Genomic DNA, 17,982 nt, shown 5'->3' with positions numbered 1-17,982 from the left:
GGGGCGGATCATGGCTCCGTGATGTGGTCCGCGGTGAGGCGCTCGATGAGCCGCTTCATATCCTTCTCGCGGGTGGCCTGCGCCTCGACCCAGTCGCGGATCATCTGCTGCTCGGAACGCATGTGCTGGACGAGCCCCTGGATGCCTTCGGCGAGATTGGCGAGCGCCTGCGTCGCCGCCCGGTTGTTGGCGGCGCCGTCGGCCATCGCCGCGCTCAGCTTGTCGAAGCGGTCGGCCAGCGGGTTGCCGGTCGGCAGGAGCGGGGTCACGCCCGGCAAGGCGGTGCGCGTGCCGAGCCAGCTTTCGATCTCGTTGCGGAAGCGGCGCTGCGCCTGCGCGACCTGCAGGTCGAGAAAGCCGAGAATCAGCGAGCCGGCGATGCCGAAGAGCGAGGACGAGAAGGACAGGCCCATGCCGGCCAGCGGCGCCGAGAGCCCGGCCTTGAGATCGTCGAAGAGCACGCCGGCTTCCGCCCCGGTGCGCAGCGAGTTGATGACCGAGCCGACCGAGCCGACCGTCTCGAGCAGGCCCCAGAAGGTGCCGAGCAGGCCGAGGAAGACGAGCAGGCCGGCGAGATAGCGCAGCACCTCGCGCCCGTCATCGAGTCGGACGGAGACCGATTCGACGATGGAGACGGCCTGGGCCGGCGCGAGGCTGGCCTCGTCCAGCGCCGGCAGCACGGAGCCGAGCGGCGCGATGACCTCGCCGCGGCGGATTTCGGCATGGCGCGGCGCGGCGGCGAGGCGGGTGGCGGCGCGCGCCTCGCTGTGCAGCCGCCAGAGCTCGCGCAGCGCGACCAGCACGCCGACGAGCAGCGCGCCGAGGATGAGGCCGTTCAGCCCCGGATTGGTCATGAAGGCCTTGGCCAGCCCGGCTTGCAGGATGTAGCCGAGGAAGCCGATCAGCGCGAGGAAGACCAGCGCGCGGACGACATAGCGGAGAGGCCGGGAGAAGCGGGTGTCGTCTCGCGGGGGTGCGACCGTGATCTCTTCGGCCGCCAGATCCTCGTTCGCCATGCTTCGTCTTCCGTTCGCCTCGGATCGCAGAGCGCGCGATTCCCCGACCAGGCTGGTTCAACCCGGTCGGATCCTGCTCGCAGGGAACTGTCGCCTCCCCTACGGACAGGATCAAGCCTGAAAGATCAAGGTTCTATGTCAGCCGGCCGTCTTGAGGGCCGCGCGCAGCGCCTGTTCACAGGCTTCGTTGCCGCAGATGACGTCCTTCGCGCTGGTCACCTGCTTGCCGTCGAGCGTGCCGAAGGTGCCGCCGGCTTCGCGGATCAGCACGCTGCCGGCCGCGAAATCCCAGGTGTTGAGCCCGCGCTCCCAGTAGCCGTCGAGGCGGCCTGCGGCGACATAGGCAATGTCGAGCGCGGCCGAGCCCAGGCGGCGGACATTGGCGAAGCGTGGCATCACGGCCGCAAGTTCACGCAGGAACTGGCCGTGCCCGCCCTTGCCGATATGCGGAATGCCCGTGCCGACCAGCATCTCCGTCGGCTCGCGGAGGCCGGAGACGCGCAGGCGGCGGTTGTTGACATAGGCGCCCTTGCCCTTCTCGGCCATGAACAGCTCGTCCTTGGCCGCGTCATAGACGATGCCGGCGATGAACTGGTTATCGCGCTCCAGCGCGACCGAGATGTTCCAGTGCGGGATGCCGCGCAGGAAGTTGTGGGTGCCGTCGAGCGGGTCGATATGCCAGCGGTTGCTCTCGTCCGTGCCGTGGACGACGCCGCTCTCCTCCATGACGAAGCCGTAGCCGGGACGGGCCTTCTCCAGCGACTCGCGCAGGATCTGTTCGGCCTTGTGATCCGCCTTGGAGACGAAGTCGCCCGGTCCCTTGGCGAGCACCTGCAGATTCTCGACCTCGCCGAAATCGCGCTTCAGCGAACGGGACGCCTTCATCACGGCGTCGGTCATCACGGTCATCAACGGAGAACGAATCATCTGAACCTCTTGCGCGCCGTCACGGCACGGTGAGCCTGCGGCAGCGTAGCGCGCGGCGAAAATAGCGTGCCGTCACTTGCGCGGCTCTTAGGGCGCCGTCAAGACGAAGCTGCTGATGCGGGAGGCGGCCATGCCGGCGGCGCGGCCCTTCTGCTCGGGATTGAGACGGTCGAACAGCTCGTCCAGGGCCGCATCGTCGAGCCCTTGTGAGCGGGCGGCGAGATGCCAGGCGGCGGCCTCGATCGTGTCGGGCGCGATGCCGAGGCCGAACTGATAGAGTTTGGCGAGGCGGTTCTGGGCGATGGCGTTGCCCTGATAGGCGGCGTGCAGGAAAAGTTTCGCCGCGGCGGCTTCGTCCTTCGGCACGCCGGTGCCGTTGAACAGCATGATGGCGTATTCGACCTCGCCCGGCACATTGCCGGCGGCGGCGGCCTTCTTCAGCCAGCCGGCCGCGACCTCCCCGGATTGCGGCAGGCCGCGACCCTGCCTGGCAAGGACGCCGAGCGCATGCATCGCATCGCCGATCTGGGCCTTCGCGGCGACCTGAAGGCAGGCGATGGCGCGCTTGTCGTCAGCCTCCCGGCCCGTCGCCAGCAGCGCGAGGGCGAGGTTGTAGTTGGCCAGCGGGTGGCCGGCGGCGGCGGCCTTCTCCAGCAATTGCCCGGCGCGGACGGGATCGGGCTTGCCGCTGTTCGGGTCGAGCAACTCGGTCGCCAGCGCGAAGGTGGCGTTGATGTCGCCGCGCGCATCCGCCTGCTGGTACCATTCGGTGGCCGCCTTCTGGTCGGGCGCCACGCCGAGGCCCTGGCGGTAGATCTCGCCCAGCAGCGTCATCGCGGCGGCGTCGTTGTGATCGGCCTCGACGCGCTTCAGCGCCTCGGTCTGGGCGCGCCGGTAGTGGCCGGCTTGATAGGCGCCATAGGCGAGGTCCTCGAACGGCGCGCCGGCGGCGCTCGTCGTGCCCGCGGCGCCGAGCGAGGCTGCCAGCAGAATCGCGCAGCCCGCTCGATTCATCGGGCGGCCTTCCGCGCCGCGCAGGCGGACATGGCGGCATTGGCGGCCTCGACCAGGGCGCGGATGTCCTGCCCCTCGGCAAAGGCCCAGGCGCCGAGGGCCACGAATTCGGCCCCGGTTTCGATCAGCGGCTCGATCGAGTCGGCATCCGGCGCATAGGCGACGCAGGGCGTCTCGAAGATCTCGGCCCACCAGCCGGCGCGCTCGATCACCGCCGGCAGGGGCGGCATGCTGCCGTCCGGCCGCGGCTCGCCGAACATGACGTAGTCGACGCCGGCCTCGCCGGCATCCATGGCGTCATGGCGCGCCCTGAGGCCGCCGACGCCGATGATGCGCTCGGTCTTGAGGCTGGCGCGCGCCTCCGCGATCGCCTGCGGGCCGCCGGTGATATGCACGCCGTCGGCGCCGCCCCGGGCGGCGACCAGCGCATTGTCCTCGACGATGAGGGCGACGCTGTTGCCTTGCACCGGGCCGGCGAGGCGCTTGACGCGCTCGATGCGGCTGCGGTCGTCGCCGGGCGTCAGCCGGAGCAGGATGGCCGCGACATCGCCGCCGGCCATCGCCTGCATCAGGCGGAAGGCCATGGCGTCGGCGTCCTCGACCGGCGGGGTGACGAGCATCAGGCGAGTGGGGGAAGGATGTGTTGTCATGATCGGCTGCGCAAACGGCCCGCAGCGAAGTCCAATGTCAAGACCGCAAGCCCGGCAACGAGGCTCCAGAAGGCCGAGCCGATGCCGAAAAGCGAAAGACTCGACGCCGCGACGCAGAATGCGATCGCCGCGGCGAAGCGCTCCCGGTCCGACGACATCGATTGCGCAAGCGCGCCGGTGAAGGAGCCGGCGAGGCCCAAGCCCGCCACGGCGACGATGAGCGCCTTCGGCAATGCCAGCAGAAGCGCGATCAGCAGGCCGGTGCAGCCGGCGATGACGAGATAGGAAAAGCCGTAGATCACGCCCGCCTTCCAGCGCTGCTTCGGATCGGGATGGGTGTCGCTGCCGGTGCAGATCGAGGCTGATATTGCCGCCATGTTGGACATATGCGCGCCGAAGGGCGCGGTCAGCAGCGAGACGAGCCCGGTGGCGAACAGGGCCGGCGCCGTCGGGGGATTGTAGCCGGCGGCGCGCAGCACGGCGAAGCCCGGCAGGTTCTGGGCTGCCATGGTGACGAGATAGAGCGGGATGCCGATACCGAGCATGGCGCCAATATCGAAGCGCGGCGTGACGAATTCGAGGCTGGTGAGCGCGATCCCGCCTGCCGGCCAGTGGGCGAGCCCGCCCAGGAAGCTGATGACGACGCCGGCGACCAGCGCCGCGACGACGCCCAGGAACGGGTTGAGAAGCCGCGCGACGAAGAAGATCGCGAGCAGGGGCAGCACGAGCAGCGGCGAGACCCGCATTTCGTCGAAGACGGCGACGACGAAACGGAAGATCACGCCCGCCAGCATCGCCGAGGCGATCGGCATCGGGATGCGCTCGATCAGCCGGCCTAGCGGGCGGAAGGCGGCGGTCAGCATCATCAGCATGGCGGCGACGAGGAAGGCGCCGACGGCAGAGGCCATGTCGAAGCCGCTGGCGGCGGCGATCAGCGCCGCACCCGGCGTCGACCAGGCGCAGATCATCGGCATGCGGTAGCGCCAGGACAGCCAGATGCTGGGCAGGCCGGTGCCGATGGCGAGGGCGGCGACCATGGAAACGGTCTGCTCGGGCGTGGCGCCGAGCGCCTGCGCGGCCGAAAGAATGACCGCGACCGAGGCGGCGAAGCCGACGAAGACCGCAACGAGGGCGGAGAAGACGATCGACATGGGGTTGCGGGGACCAGCGGGGCAGGGACAGCGCTGCCCTTGGATCAGAAATCGCACCGCGCGGAAAGGGCGCTCCCGGCATGGCTGCAGCGAGCGCGACGTACGACGAGCGCGGTCGTCAGGGCAGAAACCGCCCGACCTTGGCTTCGAGCAGGTGGACGAGGGCTGGGTCCATGAACGCGTAGTTGTCGGGAATGTCGAGGCAGATCACCCGCGCCGATTTCAGATATTTGCCGAAACGCCGCTGCAGCTTGGCGCGCTGCTCGCGCTCCATCACGAAGATCAGGTCGGCCCAGGCAACGAGATCGCTTGTCAACGGCACGTCCGCATCGTGGTTCGTGCCGGCGGACGCGACCTCAAGGTCACGCCTCTCAGAGAAGATCTGTTCGGCCGTGGGGCTGCGCAACCGATTCCGGCTGCAGACGAACAGAACTTTCTTCATGGGATGGAGGCCTTGCGGGTGAAGCGATGCTCCACCCGCCCGAAATCGTCTTTCACGCCGCCTTCTTCGCGCCGAAGGTCGGGTCGAGCTCGCCCTTGGCGTAGCGCTTGGCCATCTCGGCGAGCGTGATCACGCGCTTGATCTTGGAAGCCTGGCCGGCGGTGTTGAACTCCTCGAGCCGCTTCTTGCAGAGCGCGGTCATCGCCTCCATGGCGGGCTTCAGATACTTGCGCGGATCGAACTCGCCGGGGTTCTCGGACAGAATCTTGCGGATCTGGCCGGTCATCGCCATGCGGTTGTCGGTGTCGATGTTGATCTTGCGCACGCCGTGCTTGATGCCGCGCTGGATCTCCTCGACCGGCACGCCCCAGGTCTGGGGCATCTTGCCGCCATACTGGTTGATGATGTCCTGAAGGTCCTGCGGAACGCTGGACGAGCCGTGCATGACGAGATGCATGTTCGGCAGCTTCTTGTGGATCTCCTCGATGACGTTCATCGCGAGGATCGCGCCGTCGGGCTTGCGGGTGAATTTGTAGGCGCCGTGCGAGGTGCCCATGGCGATGGCGAGCGCATCGACCTTGGTCTCGGCGACGAACTTCACCGCCTCGTCGGGATTGGTCAGGAGCTGGTCGTGGCTGAGCTTGCCCTCGAAGCCGTGGCCGTCCTCCTTCTCGCCTTCGCCGGATTCGAGCGAGCCGAGCACGCCGAGCTCGCCCTCGACGGAGATGCCGCCGAGATGGGCCATGTCGGTGACGGTCTTGGTCACGCCGACATTGTAGTCCCAGTCGCCCGGGGTCTTGCCGTCGGCCTTGAGCGAGCCGTCCATCATCACCGAGGTGAAGCCGGCCTGGATCGCGGTCATGCAGGTCGCCGGCTCGTTGCCGTGGTCGAGATGCACGCAGACCGGGATATGCGGATAGATCTCGGTGACGGCGTCCATCATGTGCTTGAGCATGATGTCGTTGGCGTAGCTGCGGGCGCCGCGTGAGGCCTGGATGATCACCGGCGCGTCGGTGGCGTCCGCTGCCGCCATGATCGCCAGCGCCTGCTCCATGTTGTTGATGTTGAAGGCGGGCACGCCGTAGTCGTTCTCGGCGGCATGGTCGAGCAACTGGCGAAGCGTGATACGGGCCACGATGGCACTCCCCTTTAGCTAAATCGGTATGATGGTTGGATTTAGTGCGTAAGCGCCGCTCGCGCAAAGCCAAAGCGGCGACGTGCTGAAAATGCGAAGGGCCGCCCGTTGCCGGGCGGCCCCTGAAAAACAGCCGGAATCAGGCCTTCCGAAGCGCCTCGACGCCCGGCAGGGGCTTGCCTTCCATCCATTCGAGGAAGGCGCCGCCCGCCGTCGAGACATAGGTCAGCTCGTCGGCGACGCCGGCATGGTTCATCGCCGAGACGGTGTCGCCGCCGCCGGCAACGGCAACCAGCTCGCCGGCCGCGACCCGCTTGGCGACGGCCTTGGCGACAGCGACGGTCGCGGTATCGAAGGGCGGCAATTCGAAGGCGCCGAAGGGCCCGTTCCAGACCAGCGTCTTCACCTTGCCGAGCCGCAGCACGACCTCGGCGATCGAGAGCGGGCCGGCATCGAGGATCATCTCGTCGGCCTCGACCCCATCGACCGGCACGACGCGATAGCCCGGATGGGCCTTGAACTCGCGGGCCACCAGCGCATCGACCGGCAGCAGGATCTCGCAGCCGGCGGCCTTGGCCTTCTCCTCGATCTCGCGGGCGGTGCCGGCGAGATCGTGCTCGCACAGCGACTTGCCGACATCGACGCCGCGGGCGGCGAGGAAGGTGTTGGCCATGCCGCCGCCGATGACGAGGACGTCGACCTTCTTCACGAGATTGCCGAGCAGGTCGAGCTTGGTCGAGACCTTGGCGCCGCCGACGATGGCCATCACCGGGCGGGCGGGGTTGTCGAGACCGGCGGAGAGCGCCTCCAGCTCGGCCTGCATGGTGCGGCCGGCATAGGCCGGCAGGACATGGGCGAGGCCCTCGGTCGAGGCGTGCGCCCGGTGTGCGGCCGAGAAGGCGTCGTTGACATAGAGATCGCCATTGGCGGCGATCGCCCTCACGAAGTCCGGATCGTTCTTCTCGTCGCCTGCGTGGAAGCGGGTGTTCTCCAGCAGCAGAACGTCGCCGTTCTTTGCAGCCGTCACGGCCTTGGCGACGTCGTCGCCGATGCAGTCCTCGACGAAGGTGACGGGCCGGCCGAGCGCATGCGCCAGCGCCGGCACGACCTGCTTCAGGCTGTTCTTGTCGTCGCGGCCCTTGGGACGGCCGAAATGGGCGAGGAGGATGACCTTGCCGCCCTTGTCGGCGATCTCGCGAATGGTCGGCAGCACGCGGTCGATGCGGGTGGTGTCGCTGACCTCGCCGTCCTCCATCGGGACGTTGAGATCGACGCGGACGAGGACGCGCTTGCCGGCGACATCGGCATCGTCGAGGGTGCGGAAGGCGCTCATCGCGACAGCAGGCCCCCGAACAGGCCGGGCACGCCGAATTTCAGCACGAGGATGGTGAGGATGACCGTCAGCACCGCGGTGACGATCGCGGTCATGAACAGGGTGCCGGCGCGCGGCGTCGCGTCGACGCGGCTGCGCAGATTGGAGATCTCGCCGCGGATCGCGGCGAAGTCCATGGTGCCGGCCGCAGCGTCGACCTTGTGGGCACTGCGCTCCAGCGAGGCCTCGGCGCGGGTCAGCACCGCCTCGTAACGGGCGAACTTCTCCTCGATGCGGGCGGCCTTCTCCTCGATGCGGGAGAGCTGGTCGAGGCCACGCGGCTCCTGCCTGGAAGCGGGTTCGGCGGAGGCCGGCACCGCGGAGCCGACGATCGCGGCCGGGGCAGGCGTCGCCGGCGCAGGAGCGGCCGGGGCCGGGCTCGGTGCGGGGGGCGGCGTCACGGCGGGCGTCTCGACAGGGGCCGGGGACGTGACGGTCGGCTCGATCTTGGCCATGGGCTCTCCGCAGTTTGAAGGAAACGGGCGAGGCCGCGCCGGAACGCGGCCTCGCTTTCAGAGGTCGATCAGAGCAGCGCGCCCATGGCGACGGCGGTGTCGCTCATGCGGTTCGAGAAGCCCCATTCGTTGTCGTACCAGGACAGCACGCGCACGAACTTGTCGTCCATGACCTTGGTCTGGTCGAGGGCGAAGGTCGAGGAATGCGGATCGTGGTTGAAGTCGATCGAGACGTTCGGCTGGTCGGTGACGCCGAGGATGCCCTTCAGCGGGCCGCGCTTCGAGGCCTTGATGATGGCCTCGTTCACCTTCTCGACCGTGGTCTTGCGCTTCGAGATGAACTTGAAGTCGACGACCGAGACGTTCGGGGTGGGAACGCGGATCGAGGTGCCGTCGAGACGACCCTTGAGCTCGGGGATGACGAGGCCGATCGCCTTGGCGGCACCGGTCGAGGTCGGGATCATCGACATGGCGGCGGCGCGGGCGCGGTAGAGATCCTTGTGCATCGTGTCCAGCGTCGGCTGGTCGCCGGTATAGGCGTGGATCGTGGTCATGAAGCCCTTGTCGATGCCGACGGCGTCATGGAGCACGCGCACGACCGGCGCGAGGCAGTTCGTCGTGCAGGAGGCGTTCGAGACGATCAGGTGGTCCTTGGTCAGCTCGTGCTGGTTGACGCCGAAGACGACGGTCAGGTCGGCGCCGTCGCAGGGAGCCGAGACCAGGACGCGCTTGGCGCCGGCGGCGAGATGGGCGGCGGCCTTCTCCTTGGTGGTGAAGAGGCCGGTGCATTCCAGCGCGATGTCGACGCCGAGCGCCTTGTGCGGCAGCTCCTTCGGGTCGCGGATGGCGGTGACCTTGATCGGGCCGCGGCCGACATCGATCGTGTCGCCGGAGACGGTCACCGTGCCGGGGAAGCGGCCATGGACGGAGTCGAAGCGGAAGAGATGGGCGTTGGTCTCGACCGGGCCGAGATCGTTGATCGCCACGACCTCGATGTCCTTGCGCTTCGACTCGATGATCGCGCGCAGAACGTTGCGCCCGATGCGGCCGAAGCCGTTGATCGCTACCTTCACCGTCATGTCTTCCTCTCCTTCGCCGAGCGTCCGGCGTGAGCCGTCGCTATCCACGCGGGCAATTCGGCCAAAGCATGGCCGAATGCAAGACTTGTCTCGGGAAACTCAGCCCGGTGGCCTGAAAATCAGGCGTTATGCTTCTTCATCGCGGCATCGGCGACGGCTTCCGCCGTGATGCCGAAATGCTTGTAGACGTCCTTGTAGGGGCCGCTCGCCCCGAAGGAGTGCATGCCGACGAAGCCGCCATCATGCCCGATCACCGCATCCCAGCCGAAGCGGACGCCGGCCTCGACCGCGACCTTGACGGGCGCCGAGCCGATGATCGCGGCTTGGGTCGCCTCGTCCTGCGCCAGCAGCAGTTCGAGCGAGGGCACCGAGACGACGCGCGCGCGCACGCCCTTTTCCGCCAGCAGTTTGCGCGCGGCGACCGCGAGCTCGACCTCGGAGCCGGAGGCGAAGAGCGAGACCTGGGCCTTGCCGCCCTCGGCCGCCAGCAATTCATAGGCGCCAGCCGCCGAGCGGTTCTTCGCCGAGGCGTCGGTGCGCAGCTGCGGCAGGTTCTGGCGCGTGAGGGCCAGAACCGTCGGGCCATCCGTGCGCTCCAGCGCGATCTGCCAGGCCTCCGCCGTTTCGATCGTATCGGCCGGGCGGAAGACGCGCATGTTCGGCATGGCGCGCAACGAGGCGATCTGCTCGACCGGCTGGTGGGTCGGGCCGTCCTCGCCGAGCCCGATCGAGTCATGCGTCATGACGTAGACCACCGGAACGCCCATCAGCGCGGCAAGCCGCATCGAGGGGCGGGCATAGTCGGCAAAGACCAGGAAGGTGCCGCCAGCGGTGCGGAAGCCGCCATGCAGGGTGATGCCGTTCATCGCGGCGGCCATGCCGTGCTCGCGGATGCCGTAGCGGACGTAGCGGCCCTTCGGGGTCTTCGGGGTGAAGTCCTCCGCCGCCTTGGTGCGGGTGTTGTTCGACGGCGTCAGGTCGGCCGAGCCCATCACCAGCTCCGGCATCACCGGGATGATGGCTTCGAGCGCCAGCTCCGAGGCCTTGCGGGTGGCCACAGCCTGCGGCGCGGCGATCAGCGCCTTCTTATGGGCGAGGATCGCCTTGTCGAGCTTGGCCGGCACGATATGCGCCAGACGGCGCTCGAACTCGGCGCGCTTGCGCTCGGAGAGCAGGCCGAAACGGCTCCTCCAGCTGGCGTGGGCATTCGCGCCGGCCGCGCCGGCGGCGCGCCAGGCCTTCAGCACATCTGCCGGGACCTCGAAGGGGCCGCCGGTGATGCCGAGCGCCTTTTTGGCGGCGGCAAGCTCCTCGGCGCCGAGCGGCTCGCCATGGGCCTTGGAGGTGCCCGCCTTCTTCGGCGCGCCGAAGCCGATCACGGTCTTGCAGGCGATCATGGTCGGCTTGTTCGACTTCTGGGCGCGGCGGATCGCGGCCTCGATCGCGTCGGGATCATGGCCGTCGACGCGCTCGGAGCGCCAGCCGCAGGCCTTGAAGCGCGCGACCTGGTCGACATTGTCGGTGATGGTCAGCGGGCCGTCGATCGAGATGCCGTTATCGTCCCAGAACACGATCAGCTTGTTGAGCTTCTGATGGCCAGCGAGCGCGATCGCCTCCTGGCTGATGCCTTCCATCAGGTCGCCGTCGGATGCCAGCACATAGGTGTGGTGGTCGACGACCTTCTTGCCGAACTCGGCGGCGAGCATGCGCTCGGCCATCGCCATGCCGACGGCGGTGGCGAGGCCCTGGCCGAGCGGGCCGGTGGTGGTCTCGACGCCGGCGGTCTCGAAATTCTCGGGGTGGCCGGGAGTCCGGGAGCCGAGCTGGCGGAACTTCTCGAGGTCGGCGAGCTCCATGCCGGGCGTGCCGGTGAGATAGAGCAGGGCGTAGAGCAGCATCGAGCCGTGGCCGGCGGAGAGCACGAAGCGGTCACGATCCGGCCAGCGCGGATCGGCGGCGTCGTATTTCATCACGCGGGTGAACAACACGGTCGCGACGTCGGCGGCGCCCATCGGCAGGCCGGGATGGCCGGACTTGGCCTTCTCGACGCCGTCCATCGCCAAGCCGCGGATGGCATTGGCGAGCTTGTCGTGCTGGGCGCGGTCGATGGTGGTCATGGTGATCTCGTGGCTCCGTCTGGCGGGCGGGGCGGTCCGGCCCGACCCCGCGCGAGGCGGGCAGGACGGTCCGACAAAGGCAAGCGCAGATGACTTCGAAAGGACGGCTGGATTAGGCCCGGCGCTCGCCTTGAGTCAATTCGCGGCGGGCGGTTTCGTGCCTCGGAAGGCGCGGCGCAGGGTCGTTTCCGCAAGCTTTGCCTCAGCGCATGTGGACAAGCCCTTGGCAATTGCAGGTTTCCTGCGGCCGGGATTCACGTTTCCCACGCTTCTGCTGTAAATTCAGGCACGAATCGCGTGAGCCGGCTTCGATCTGAAAGGAGAGCGATGGTGGCGAGCCTGATGCTGGACAATGCGCTGGCGCGCCTCGATGCGGCGCTGGGGCAGTTGGAAGCGGCGGCACGGCGACGGGTCGAGGCCGAGCGCGGCCGGGCCAATCTCGAGACCGAGCTGGCGCTGATGCAGGACGACCGGGCGCGGCTGGCGGCCGAGCTCGACGGGACGATGGCCCGGCTCGGCCATGTCGAGGCGGCGGCTGGTGACGTCGACCAGCGCCTGATGCGGGCGATGAACGTGATCGGCGCGGTTATCGAGCGGGTGCAGGCCCAGCAGCCGGCGGAGGTCGAGGCCGAGGAGACGGAGTGATCTGTCCCGCATGGGAGGTCACGGGAAGGAGAGGCGATGCCGCAAGTCAACGTCACGATCGCCGGCAAGGCCTATCGGATGGCCTGCGGGGAGGGCGAGGAAGCGCATCTGGAAGAGCTCGCGCGCTTCTATGACGGCAAGATCGGCGAGATGCGGGAGGCCTTCGGTGAGATCGGAGACATGCGCCTGCATGTCATGGCGGCGCTGATGGTGGCCGACGAGATGTCCGAGCTGAGACAGCGGCTCGCCAAGCTGGAATCCGATCTGGCGGCGACGCAGGGCGATGCCGGCGCGGCAGACCAGCGACTCAGCGAGGTCGAGGACCGGGCCGCGGAAGCCCTTGTCGGCGCGGCCGAACGGATCGAGGGCGTGGCACGGAGCCTGATCCCGACGCCGGTGGGGTGAGACGCTGATCGAGAGCGTCATGCTCGGGCTTGATCTGAGAATGACGGCCAGAGCGTATCCTTTGCAAAAGCCCCGGACGTTGCCGTCCGGGGCTTCGTGTTTTCAGAGGGTCGCGGCGCTCAGACGCCGGGGGCGCCGCCGGCGCCGTCCAGGACCGTCACGGCGCGGCGGTTCTGCGACCAGCAGGAGATGTCGTTGCAGACCGCGACCGGGCGCTCCTTGCCGTAGGAGATGGTGCGGATGCGGTTGGCCTGGATGCCGCGCGAGGCGAGGTAGTCGCGCACGGTCTGGGCGCGGCGGGCGCCGAGCGAGTAGTTGTATTCGCGGGTGCCGCGCTCGTCGGCGTGACCCTCGACGACGAAGCTGTAGCGCGGATAACGCTGCAGCCAGGAAGCCTGCTTGTCGAGGGTTGCGGTCGCAGTCGAGGTCAGGTCGGTGGAGTCGGTCTCGAAGAAGACGCGGTCGCCGACATTGACGACGAAGTCCTGCGCGCTGCCGGGCGTCGCGGCGCCGCCGGCGCCGAAGCCCGACGCATCCGCGTTCTGGTTGTTGTTGGCACAGGCGCCGAGCGCGAGCGTGGCTGCGAGGGCGGCGGCGAAGCGGACGGTGCGGCCGCCGGCGAGGAGGGTGGTCAACATGGCTGAACTCCGGGCGATCGAAATCATATGGCGGCGCGCTTCAGGACAGCGTTGCCTCGCTGCCATCAATGAAGCGTCAACCTAAACGAGACCTTGCCAGATCAAGGCGAAGTGGCGGCATTGCGGCGTATGGTTAACCAAATGTGGCGAAGGGCCATTTGCGGGCTTGGCTGTAGCGTGGCGGACACAGGAAGGCGAGGCGCGCTCGCGCTGGTCGGGCTACCTGCAATGCAACGAGAAGAGGGCATCCGGCTTTCGATTGACAGATTCATAACTCAGTGGTTATCGATATAACTCATAGCCAGGCAGTTATGGATTTCAGATGCCGGACACACCTGATGCGCTCTTCAGAACGCTTGCCGACCCGACCCGGCGGGGCATCTTCGAGCGCCTTTGTCGCCAGGGGGAGCAGACCGTCGCGGCTCTGACGGCCCAGGCCGGTGTCTCGCAGCCTGCTGTCTCGAAACATCTCGCGGTGCTGAAGCAGGTCGGGTTGGTGCGAGACCGCCATGAAGGCCGCCAGACGCATTACAGCGCCCAGCTCGGCGCGCTTGCGCCCCTGGTCGATTGGACGAGCCGGATGGCCGGGTATTGGGAAAGCCGGTTCGACGATCTCGAAGATTTGCTGAAGAGGATGGATCAATGACCGAAACCCGCTCCGTCGTCGTCGAGCGAGAGATGCCCCATGCGCCGGAGAAGCTCTGGCGTGCCCTGACGCAGCCTCATCTGATCGGGGAATGGCTGATGAGGAACGATTTCGTGCCGGCCGTCGGGCACCGCTTCAAGTTGAGCGGCGACTGGGGCGGCGTGCTGGATTGCGAGGTGCTCGCGGTCGAGCCGAACCGGTCATTATCCTATACGTGGAACTTCGCGCATGACGACGCGGCCTATGCCCTGCAGAGCGTCGTGACCTTCACACTCACCCCTTCTCCGAAGGGCACGCATCTGCGCATGGAGCAGGTCGGCTTCCGGCCGGAGCAGAAGCAGGCCTTCGGTGGCGCCAAGGCCGGCTGGCAGCAGTTCTTCGCGAAGCTGGAAGAGGTCATGGCGCGCGAGGGCTGAAAATCGCCGCCTTCACTTCAATGGCTCGAAAAGGAGGTTCCATGGCTTGGAGCACTTCGATCCGGCAAGGCCATCGCTGGCTGTCGATTATCTTCACGGTCACGGTCATTGCGAACTTCGTCGCCATGGCGCGCGGGGAGCCGCCGGCGTGGATCGTCTATTCGCCATTGCTCCCGCTTTTCCTGCTGCTGTTCAGCGGGCTCTACATGTTCATCCTGCCCTATGCCGTCAGATGGCGCGGCAGGGGGCGGGCCGAGGGGTAGGCCGAAGCCTTTCCGGGAGCTGCCCGGACCGGCTTTGCGTGGCGGCATGAAAAAAATGCGCAAACGGCGCGGGTAATTGCAGCGCATCTTTCGCCCTCTCCGCTCTATCCTGACGGGATCGCGGCCCGAGGCTTGCTTCGGTTTGCGCCCTGTCCTGACTGGAGATTGCGATGGCCCATTCCCTCAAGCCCGGCGTTTCGAGCACGGCGCCTGCGCGGGGCCCCAACCAACCCGATCTCGACTCGGACGTGGTGTGGGAGGCCCGCCGGGATCTCGCCGCGACGTTCCGGATGGCGGCGCGCTATGGCTTCGAGGAGGGCATCTGCAACCATTTCTCGGCGCTGGTGCCGGGCTATGACGACCTGTTCATCGTCAACCCCTATGGCTGGGCCTTTCGGGAGCTGACCGCCTCGAAGCTGCTGATCTGCGACTTCCACGGCAACGTCGTCTCGGGCGAGGGCCAGCCGGAGGCGACGGCCTTCTACATCCATGCCCGGATCCATAAGAACCTCCCGCGCGCCAAGGTCGCCTTCCACACCCATATGCCCTATGCGACGGCACTCTCGATGACGGAGGGTGAGCCGCTGATCTTCGCCGGTCAGACGGCGCTCAAGTTCTACGGCCGCACGGCGGTCGACCGGGATTATAACGGCCTTGCCCTCGACGAGAGCGAGGGCGATCGCATCGCCGCCGCAGTTGGCGACGCCGATATCGTCTTCATGAAGCATCACGGCGTCATGGTGCTCGGACCGACGATCGCCGAAGCCTGGGACGATCTCTATTATCTGGAGCGCGCCTGCGAGGTGCAGGCGCTGGCGCTCTCGACGGGGCGCGAGGTTCTGCCGGTCAAGCCCGAGATCGCCGAGGCCGCCTATCGCCAGATGCGCGAGGGCGATCCGGAATCGGCGCGCCTGCACCTGGCCTCGATCCGCCGGCAGCTCGATGCCGAGGAGCCGATCTACCGCGACTGAGCGACCGACTCCACACAAGCAAAAGCCGCCCGGCGCAGGCCGGGCGGCGCGTTCGTCTTCGCCGATGCTCGTCTCAGCGCGCCGGGCCGCTCAGCAGCGGCGACCAGGTCGGGTCGGAGGCATAGGCCGGAGTCGGTACCGGCACTTCGACGCGGCCGGTGATGTCGACCATGTAGAGCTTGCCGCCGGTCTCGCCGCCGGGGTCGCGGAAAAACATCAGGTACTGGCCGTTCGGCGCCCAGTTCGGCGCCTCGTTGTGGAAGCCTTCCGTCAGGATGCGCTCGCCCGAGCCGTCGGGCCGCATCACGCCGATGGCGAAGCCGTTAGGGCTCTGCCGGGTGAAGGCGATGAGGTCTCCGCGCGGCGACCAGGTGGGCTGCGAATAGCGGCCCTGGCCGAAGGAGATGCGCTGGCCCTCGCCGCCGCCGGCCGGCATCACATAGAGCTGCTGCGAGCCGCCGCGGTCGCTCTCGAAGACGATCTTGGAACCGTCGGGCGCATAGGAGGGCGAGGTGTCGATCGCCGCCGTCGAGGTCAGCCGCGTCGTCGAGCGCGAGGCGATGTCGATGGCGTAGAGATTGGCGTTGCCGCCCTGCTGCAGCGAGAGCGCGATGCGCTGGCCGTTCGGCGCGAAGCGCGGGCTCGAGGTCATGTCGGGGAAGTTGCCGACGATCTGGCGCTGGCCGGTCTCGATGTTGAGCACCTGCACGCGCGGCTGCTCGCCATGGCGCTGCGACATGAAGGTCACATCCTGCCCGACCGGCGAATAGCGCGGGGTCACGACCGAGACGTCGCCATTGGTCAGGTAGCGCACATTGGCGCCGTCCTGATCCATGATGGCGAGGCGCTTGCGACGGTTCTCCTTGGTGCCGGATTCATCGACGAAGACGATGCGGGTGTCGAAGAAGCCGCCGAGCCCGGTGATCTTCGAGAAGATCGCGTCCGAGATGATGTGACCGACGCGGCGGCTGTTGCTCGGGTCGGTGAAATACTGCTGGCCGTCGGTCTGGGTGCCCGTGCCGACGTCCCAGAGGCGGAATTCGGCGCGGATGCGGCCGGCCTCGCGGGCGACGCGGCCGGTGACCAGCGCCTGCACGCCGGCGGCCTGCCAGGCCTGGAATTGCGGGGCGGCGTCGAAGGGCGGGTTCTTCTCGGGGAAGCGGCCCTTGTCGACGGGCAGGAAATAGCCGCAGCGCTTCAGGTTGTTGGTGATGACGCTGGAGACGAGAACGCCGCCCTCGCCGGCGAAATCCGCGATCGCGATCGGCATCGGCTGGAAGGTGCCGCCGCGCAGGTCGATGACGAGCTCGGCTCTCGCCGCCGCGGGCACGAGCAGGCTCGCGCCGGCCATGGCGAGGAGGCCGCGGCGCGTCGGGGCCGAAGCGAGGAAGGGGAGGGGAGTGCGGTCGATCAGGGTCACAGTACGTCCCTTGCGTCGAAATTGACGACGACGTCACGCCAGTCGTCATAATAGGCGGCAAATTGAGCCGGAATGCGCAAAGGCGCGCAGCGGCGGGTCGCGGTCAATGCCGAGCTGGCCGCGACCTGGAAGAGCGGATCGGCAGACCGGTTGATCACCCCGGGCTCGGCGGCGAGCGAGCCGTCGGTGTTCAGTTTCATGCGCACCGTCGGCACGACATTGGCGTTGCCATGCGCGTTGGCAAGCGCGATCGGCACGTTCCAGCACTTCAGCAACTGATCCTGGATGATGCCGATGAGCTGCGCCTTGAGCGAGGGGCTGAGCTTCTGCGAGGAGCCGGTCTGGGTGCCAAGCGAGGCGGTGCGGTTGACCTGCGGCGCCGAGGAGCCGGTGGACTGCGCCTTTTCCTTCGACTGCAGCAGGCGCTCGATGTCGGTGGCGTTGAAGTTCTTGGCGATCTGCGCCTCTTTCTTCGCCTTGGCCTCGGCCTCCTGCTTGGCCTTCGCCTCGGCGGCGAGCTTGGCCTTCGCGGCCGCCTCCGCCTTGGCCTTCGCGGCGGCCTCGGCCTGTTCCTTGGCGGCCTTGTCGGCTTCGGCCTTGGCGAGCGCGTCGGCCTTGGCCTTCGCGTCTGCCTTGGCTTTCGCCTGCTGGGCGTCAGCCTCGGCCTTCGCCTTGGCGGCGGCCTTGGCCTGTTCCTCGGCCTGCTTGGCCTTGGAGGCGATTTCGGCGTCTTCGGCGAGCTTGGCCAGCTCCTGGCGCTTCTGCTCGGCCTCCTGCGCGGCGGCGGCCTCCGATTTCTGCGGCGGCTTGACGGGCTCGGGCGGCTTCGCCTCGGGCTTGGGCTGCTCGACCGGGCGGGCCGGCGGCAGCGGCGCGGCGGCATTCTCGTCGGCCGTCTTCAGCTCGGGCGGGCGCGTGGGCGGGGCGGGGTTGTCGGCCTTGGCCTCGCCGGCCTCCTTGCGCTCGACCACGTCGGACTGGCGCTCGGCGCGCGGGGTCGGCTTTTCCTCGACCTTCTGCGCGTTGCGCTCGCCGCGGGTGATCTGGTTCAGCGCGTTGGGATCGACGAGCTCGACGGCGATCGCCTCCTGATGCTCCGGCAGCGGCGCAGGCGACGAGAACGCCAGCAGCCCGACGACGAGCGCCGTCGTGTGGCCAAGCGCCGACACCAGCATGCCAGGTTCGGAGGTCGAAAGCTTCACGCCCTGAGTACCCTTACT

At 67.9% G+C, this 17,982-nt stretch carries 20 protein-coding genes; 6 read left to right on the top strand and 14 right to left on the bottom strand.

All coding sequences use genetic code 11. The features are described 5' to 3' along the window. Positions 1 to 8: 8 nt before the first annotated feature. The 11 genes from AB6806_RS09580 to tkt form a co-directional block, all read right to left on the bottom strand. Positions 9 to 1,016, bottom strand: coding sequence for a flagellar motor protein MotA (locus AB6806_RS09580; protein WP_133564547.1), 1,008 nt, complete (start codon positions 1,014 to 1,016; stop codon positions 9 to 11). A gap of 138 nt (positions 1,017 to 1,154) precedes the next feature. Beyond that, the gene (locus tag AB6806_RS09575) at positions 1,155 to 1,943 is read right to left on the bottom strand and encodes an inositol monophosphatase family protein (protein WP_038359662.1); all 789 of its coding nucleotides are present in this window, start codon (positions 1,941 to 1,943) and stop codon (positions 1,155 to 1,157) included. Positions 1,944 to 2,030: 87 nt separating this feature from the next. Then, complete coding sequence (locus tag AB6806_RS09570; protein WP_133564543.1) at positions 2,031 to 2,957, bottom strand: tetratricopeptide repeat protein; 927 nt, start codon at positions 2,955 to 2,957, stop codon at positions 2,031 to 2,033. Continuing rightward, positions 2,954 to 3,607 (bottom strand): thiamine phosphate synthase, encoded by a 654-nt coding sequence (locus AB6806_RS09565; RefSeq protein WP_038359659.1) that lies wholly within the window; start codon positions 3,605 to 3,607, stop codon positions 2,954 to 2,956. The genes AB6806_RS09570 and AB6806_RS09565 overlap by 4 nt, the downstream gene beginning before the upstream one ends. Further along, complete coding sequence (locus tag AB6806_RS09560) at positions 3,604 to 4,758, bottom strand: benzoate/H(+) symporter BenE family transporter (protein WP_370954517.1); 1,155 nt, start codon at positions 4,756 to 4,758, stop codon at positions 3,604 to 3,606. Before AB6806_RS09560 ends, AB6806_RS09565 begins: the two co-directional genes overlap by 4 nt. A gap of 118 nt (positions 4,759 to 4,876) precedes the next feature. Continuing rightward, the gene (locus AB6806_RS09555) at positions 4,877 to 5,200 is read right to left on the bottom strand and encodes a low molecular weight protein tyrosine phosphatase family protein (protein ID WP_113254485.1); all 324 of its coding nucleotides are present in this window, start codon (positions 5,198 to 5,200) and stop codon (positions 4,877 to 4,879) included. 52 nt (positions 5,201 to 5,252) lie between these two features. Beyond that, positions 5,253 to 6,335 (bottom strand): class II fructose-bisphosphate aldolase, encoded by a 1,083-nt coding sequence (fba, locus tag AB6806_RS09550; RefSeq protein WP_038359656.1) that lies wholly within the window; start codon positions 6,333 to 6,335, stop codon positions 5,253 to 5,255. Positions 6,336 to 6,474: 139 nt separating this feature from the next. Beyond that, a complete protein-coding gene (locus tag AB6806_RS09545) occupies positions 6,475 to 7,668 on the bottom strand; it encodes a phosphoglycerate kinase (protein ID WP_142021953.1) in 1,194 nt (397 codons plus the stop codon). Next, the gene (locus AB6806_RS09540) at positions 7,665 to 8,162 is read right to left on the bottom strand and encodes a hypothetical protein (protein WP_185747949.1); all 498 of its coding nucleotides are present in this window, start codon (positions 8,160 to 8,162) and stop codon (positions 7,665 to 7,667) included. Before AB6806_RS09540 ends, AB6806_RS09545 begins: the two co-directional genes overlap by 4 nt. Before the next feature lie 68 nt (positions 8,163 to 8,230). Next, a complete protein-coding gene (gap, locus tag AB6806_RS09535; RefSeq protein ID WP_038359654.1) occupies positions 8,231 to 9,241 on the bottom strand; it encodes a type I glyceraldehyde-3-phosphate dehydrogenase in 1,011 nt (336 codons plus the stop codon). 119 nt (positions 9,242 to 9,360) lie between these two features. Beyond that, positions 9,361 to 11,358: a transketolase gene (tkt, locus tag AB6806_RS09530; RefSeq protein ID WP_370954516.1), complete on the bottom strand. Its 1,998-nt coding sequence runs from the start codon at positions 11,356 to 11,358 to the stop codon at positions 9,361 to 9,363. A 327-nt stretch (positions 11,359 to 11,685) separates the two neighbouring features. Between tkt and AB6806_RS09525 the strand changes: the two genes are divergently transcribed. After that, on the top strand, positions 11,686 to 12,003 hold the full coding sequence (locus tag AB6806_RS09525; protein WP_260368427.1) for a DUF4164 domain-containing protein: 318 nt from the start codon (positions 11,686 to 11,688) through the stop codon (positions 12,001 to 12,003). 36 nt (positions 12,004 to 12,039) lie between these two features. Then, positions 12,040 to 12,408, top strand: coding sequence for a cell division protein ZapA (locus AB6806_RS09520; protein WP_038359650.1), 369 nt, complete (start codon positions 12,040 to 12,042; stop codon positions 12,406 to 12,408). 119 nt (positions 12,409 to 12,527) lie between these two features. On the opposite strand, the gene pal is transcribed toward AB6806_RS09520, so the two are convergent. Then, positions 12,528 to 13,046 carry a peptidoglycan-associated lipoprotein Pal gene (gene pal, locus AB6806_RS09515; RefSeq protein ID WP_112764491.1) on the bottom strand — a complete coding sequence of 173 codons (519 nt, stop codon included), beginning with the start codon at positions 13,044 to 13,046 and terminating at the stop codon, positions 12,528 to 12,530. 322 nt (positions 13,047 to 13,368) lie between these two features. Between pal and AB6806_RS09510 the strand changes: the two genes are divergently transcribed. From AB6806_RS09510 to AB6806_RS09495, 4 genes are all read left to right on the top strand, one after another. Beyond that, on the top strand, positions 13,369 to 13,692 hold the full coding sequence (locus AB6806_RS09510) for an ArsR/SmtB family transcription factor (RefSeq protein WP_113253735.1): 324 nt from the start codon (positions 13,369 to 13,371) through the stop codon (positions 13,690 to 13,692). Then, positions 13,689 to 14,108: an SRPBCC family protein gene (locus AB6806_RS09505; protein ID WP_370954515.1), complete on the top strand. Its 420-nt coding sequence runs from the start codon at positions 13,689 to 13,691 to the stop codon at positions 14,106 to 14,108. Before AB6806_RS09510 ends, AB6806_RS09505 begins: the two co-directional genes overlap by 4 nt. Positions 14,109 to 14,149: 41 nt before the next feature. After that, complete coding sequence (locus AB6806_RS09500; protein WP_370954514.1) at positions 14,150 to 14,371, top strand: hypothetical protein; 222 nt, start codon at positions 14,150 to 14,152, stop codon at positions 14,369 to 14,371. Between the two features lie 170 nt (positions 14,372 to 14,541). Then, complete coding sequence (locus AB6806_RS09495) at positions 14,542 to 15,342, top strand: aldolase (RefSeq protein WP_142021950.1); 801 nt, start codon at positions 14,542 to 14,544, stop codon at positions 15,340 to 15,342. 73 nt (positions 15,343 to 15,415) lie between these two features. Here the strand turns inward: AB6806_RS09495 and tolB are convergent, their stop codons facing one another. Together tolB and tolA are read right to left on the bottom strand one after the other, a co-directional pair. Next, complete coding sequence (gene tolB, locus AB6806_RS09490; protein ID WP_051987632.1) at positions 15,416 to 16,693, bottom strand: Tol-Pal system beta propeller repeat protein TolB; 1,278 nt, start codon at positions 16,691 to 16,693, stop codon at positions 15,416 to 15,418. Between the two features lie 65 nt (positions 16,694 to 16,758). After that, complete coding sequence (tolA, locus tag AB6806_RS09485; protein ID WP_133564532.1) at positions 16,759 to 17,964, bottom strand: cell envelope integrity protein TolA; 1,206 nt, start codon at positions 17,962 to 17,964, stop codon at positions 16,759 to 16,761. Between the last annotated feature and the right edge of the window lie 18 nt (positions 17,965 to 17,982).

It is taken from the genome of Allobosea sp. RCC_152_1, assembly GCF_041360765.1.
Lineage (GTDB): Bacteria > Pseudomonadota > Alphaproteobacteria > Rhizobiales > Beijerinckiaceae > Allobosea > Allobosea spartocytisi.
This window is presented reverse-complemented; position numbering and strand designations above follow the sequence as displayed.